The sequence below is a fragment of the Gilliamella sp. Fer4-1 genome, assembly GCF_001690515.1.
GTDB classification, from domain to species: Bacteria; Pseudomonadota; Gammaproteobacteria; order Enterobacterales; family Orbaceae; genus Gilliamella; species Gilliamella apicola_C.
Genome location: NZ_LZGZ01000001.1, coordinates 1 through 4,368, shown reverse-complemented (window position 1 = coordinate 4,368; position 4,368 = coordinate 1). Strand labels below are relative to the sequence as shown.

The following is a 4,368-nucleotide window of genomic DNA, read 5'->3' as shown; positions in this document are numbered from 1 at the left end:
TAAAGCCAGTGTTAGCACAGAGGCGAATAATGTTGCCTGTATTGGCAGGAATTTCAGGTTCAAATAAAACGATGTTTAATGCAATATTTGACACAATAGTTCTCTTTTTTATTATTTATATTTATGAATGGGTAATATTATCACAATTCGAAGTCCACCAAGGTGGCTTTTTTCCGCGGTAACGGTGCCTTGATCGCGTATGATTGCATTAGCGACTATTGCCAGCCCTAATCCCGTTCCACCAGATTGTCGATCACGCGCTTCACTTGTGCGATAAAATGGCCTAAATATTTGCGTTAATTCACTTTCAGCTACACCTATGCCATCATCATCTATGGTAATTGTTACCTTTTGTTTTTTTACTTCAAAATTGATAATAATTTGTTTGTTTGAATAGCGAAATGCGTTTCGTATAACATTTTCAAGTGCACTGCATAACGCTGCTGGATAACATAAAATAGTGTGGTTAGTTGGCTGATTAACCACTGAAAAATTTTTCCCTATTTGTTCGGCTTCAAACGCCGCATTATCCAAAACGGGGTTAAATAGAAGATCAATTTGATTAAATTCACGAATTTCATTATTGTCATATTGCTGTCTTGCCAATAATAGTAAGTCACCAATCATAGCATCTAGCTTTATTGCTTCATTATTGATACGTATAACTTCACTGCTTTCGCCTTGTTTTCGACGTAATAAAGAGGTAGCAAGTTGTAAGCGTGTTAGTGGTGTACGTAATTCGTGAGAGATATCTGAAAACAGACGCTGTTGCAACGCTTGCATTCGTTTTAGCTCTCTTAACATAAGGTTAAAACTAGCGCCCGTTGCTTTATATTCAGATGATCCTATTTTTTCAAGATCTGGCCACTCTTGCAAATTACCTTTAGCAACCTGATCTGCCGCTTGTTTTAGCTTTCTTGCCGGTTTTGCTATGCTCCAAGATAACCAAAGTAAAAAAGGTGAACTTGCAAGCATAGTCAGCGTTAGTAATAAAAAAGGGTGATCAAAAATAAAATTAACAAATTGGGATTGGCTATCTGTTGCGGGTTGTAAAATATATAATTGATATTGAGCATTTGTATAATGAATCAAAAAAGGGCCGATAATTTCTTGGGTATCATAAATCTGCTTTGCTGGATCATCAACATTATGAGATTTTTGACTAAAGTTTTTTATCAAATCAATATTTTTAGTTTCAGCTGTTATAATTTGCTCATTAGGAGTAACTATAAATAAAGATTGAGCTGGTTTTTGGTGCGTATTCATTACCACAATAAAGCGCATCCACCAGCGAAAACTATCTTTGGGTACATTGGCAAGATCATTTTCAATTTGCCGAGCAAGTTTATTACCGATTTCTTTATCTTTATTTGCTAAATACGTTAAATTTCGCGAATCAAGATTGGGTAACACCATAATTAACATTAAGAAAGAAGCTATCGTTAATAAAAATATAGTGAAAATTTTGATAGCTAGCCTGTCAAAAAACCACATGTTATCTGGCCTTTATTATAATATTATTCTAGTCTTGTAATAAATCATCATGTGGGTCAATGACAAATAAGTAGCCTTTAGAACGTAATGTTTTAATCCAAGGTAAACCATCACTTCTTGGCGGAAGCTTTTTTCGCAAATTAGACACATGAACATCAATCGAGCGAGCTAGTGGAACAAACTTTTTCCCTAAAACAGATGCAGTTAGCATGTCGCGTGAAATTATTTTACCCCCTTGCTCAATAAATTTTAGCAATACTTGAAACTCTGTCCCTGTTAAATCAATGTACTTATTATCAAAAAAAGCAGCTTGTTGTTTTCGATTTACGTTAAGTTTATCAATAATATATTGAGTTGGCTTATCAGAATCATCATTTGAGATATTATCCCAACGTGCTCTTCGTAATTGCGCATTAATTCGAGCTATAAGTTCTCTGTCATTGAATGGTTTTAGAATGTAATCATCAGCACCAAGCTCAAGCCCATTAATTTTATCATGTTCATTATCTTTGGCTGTTAAAAAAATAATCGGAACTGTAAATTGAGATCTGAGTTGAGATAACACACTAAACCCGTTCATTTCAGGCATCATAATATCAAGTAGCACAAGATCGATAGTATCGTCAAATTTTTCTAAAGCCTCAATGCCCGTATTAGCGATTTCAATTTGATACCCTTCTAATTCGAGCAATTCACGTAATAATAAAGCAATCTCAACATCATCATCAACTATAAGTAATTTGCTATTCATTACACTCCTCTTTATATATTTTTGATATTTATTTTAAATAACAAGCATAATTTATGCACAAAATCCATTATATATGTAAAAAATACAAATAATATAGTAACGTATTGTTAAGTTTTATAAAGTAAATATTTTTACGTTATTAAATCCTTGATCAATTAAATAAAGTGCTTGTAACTTGCTCATAACACCACGATCGCAATATAGTAAATATTGTTTTGACTGATCCAAATTGCCAAATTGTGTTGCTAATTTATAAAATGGAATAAGTTTGATTTCAACATCATTCAATACAAGTGGATTATCCTCTTGCTCGTCTGGCGAACGAATGTCAATGACCACGTGATCAGCATTAAGTGTTGTAATTGTTTCAACATGAATAATCTTAGTGTCAGCTTGTTTAGCAATCTCACGAATATCAATATTTTCAGCTTCAGCAACGGCTTTATCTAAAATAGTGAAATCAAAATTCAGCTCTTCCGCTTCAATTTTTTCTTTTACTGCTTTAACTGTTGGGCTTTTAGAAATCACACCACAAAATTCTGGCATGGTTTTAGCTATATCCTCAGTACCAATTTGGCGCGCAAGATTGATAATTGTTTCTTTATCATGTGTGATTAGAGGTCGTAAGATTAGTGTGTCACTAACATTATCAATTAATCGTAAATTGGTCAGCGTTTGGCTCGACACTTGCCCTAATGCCTCTCCAGTAACAAGTGCTTCTACTTTATAGCGCTGTGCAATTTTTGATGCAGCACGAACCATCATCCGTTTTAAAACAACGCCCATTTGTCCATCATCGATCTTCTCAAGAATTTCACCAACAACATCGGAAAAATTAATCGCAATAAAACGCACTTTATGCGAACTACCATAACGTTCCCAAAGATAATGAGCCATTTGTTTAACACCAATCTCGTGAGTTTTCCCACCAAGATTAAAGAAACAATAATGTACACGGCTTCCACGTCGCATTAACATGTAACTTGACACGCCTGAATCAAAACCACCCGATATAAGTGAAATAACATCTTCTTGTGTACCCGTAGGAAAACCACCAATGCCAGTATGCCGACCTTTAACAAGTAGTAATTTGTCGTTATCAATTTCAAGGTTAACCGTAATTTCTGGATGATTTAATTTAACCTTAGCCGAAGAAACATATTGATTGAGCCCACCACCAACATAACGTTCAACATCAATTGAAGAAAATTCATGCTTGCCACGACGTTTTACACGTACACAAAATGTTTTATCTTCAATTAATGGCGCATAATAAACCACTGCCTTTTCAAAAATATCATGCATATCAACGAAAGTGATTTCATCAACGGCTAAAATATGATGAATACCGGGGATCCGTGTTAATAATTCGAGTATCTTGGTTTCACTATTTTCAATTTTTGGGCGAACTTCAATAAAATCCCAATGACGAATAACGGCAACATCTTCAATATGATGTTTTAAAATATTACGGATATTGCTGGTGAGTATTTTAATAAAACGTAAACGAACAGAATCACTTTTGATGGTTATTTCAGGAAAAAGTTTAACAATAAATTTCATAAATAGAGCTTACCATAATAAAAATGGCAACATTATACTGCTTTTTAGATAAGAACGCACAATTGATTATTATACTCTCACTATTAGAGCAAGCTGACTAATATCCCATATTTAAAAAACTTTACAAAAAAGTGGTTCTAACTAAATGATGAAATAGACTATACTGCTGGTTAGCTATATATTATTAACTATAACATTTAAAAACAATAACAAAAACAATGTGTTAAATTGACAAATTGAATAAAGGAGTTTATAATGGCAAACAGCAAACAGCAAACAGCAAACAGCAAACAGCAAACAGCAAACAGCAAACAGGTTATAAATTAAACAAAAATATCGTTGCTTCTACACTTTTCTTTATCTCTTACCCTTTTTCATTCTCAGCTTCAGCTACTTTGTCGGCAGTAACTGCAAACTCGATTAAAGGGAATGCACCGATTTTTATTTCAAATTTTTCTGAAAATAACTTAGGGTTTACCGTCAGAGGTGCCTTTTATAGCGAACAATTAAATAATATTCCTACATTTTTTGATAAAAACCTAACTCTCAATGATTTTATT

Annotated in this window: 4 protein-coding genes and 1 pseudogene; 1 reads left to right on the top strand and 4 read right to left on the bottom strand. The window is 33.5% G+C overall.

All coding sequences use genetic code 11. The annotated features are described in order from the left end of the window. The 4 genes and pseudogenes from A9G30_RS13430 to thiI all read right to left on the bottom strand — a co-directional run. Nucleotides 1-85, bottom strand: a pseudogene (locus tag A9G30_RS13430) (tRNA (uridine(34)/cytosine(34)/5-carboxymethylaminomethyluridine(34)-2'-O)-methyltransferase TrmL); the annotation flags it as partial. Between the two features lie 26 nt (nucleotides 86-111). Beyond that, nucleotides 112-1,494, bottom strand: a complete 1,383-nt coding sequence (gene cpxA, locus A9G30_RS00020) for an envelope stress sensor histidine kinase CpxA (protein WP_065587677.1) — start codon at nucleotides 1,492-1,494, stop codon at nucleotides 112-114. Between the two features lie 28 nt (nucleotides 1,495-1,522). Further along, nucleotides 1,523-2,245, bottom strand: a complete 723-nt coding sequence (locus A9G30_RS00015; protein ID WP_065587676.1) for a response regulator — start codon at nucleotides 2,243-2,245, stop codon at nucleotides 1,523-1,525. Between the two features lie 114 nt (nucleotides 2,246-2,359). Next, nucleotides 2,360-3,808, bottom strand: coding sequence for a tRNA uracil 4-sulfurtransferase ThiI (thiI, locus tag A9G30_RS00010; RefSeq protein WP_065587675.1), 1,449 nt, complete (start codon nucleotides 3,806-3,808; stop codon nucleotides 2,360-2,362). 236 nt (nucleotides 3,809-4,044) lie between these two features. On the opposite strand from thiI, the gene A9G30_RS00005 reads away from it, so the two are divergent. Beyond that, the coding region (locus tag A9G30_RS00005; RefSeq protein ID WP_065587674.1) for a hypothetical protein at nucleotides 4,045-4,368 on the top strand (324 nt) is incomplete at its 3' end.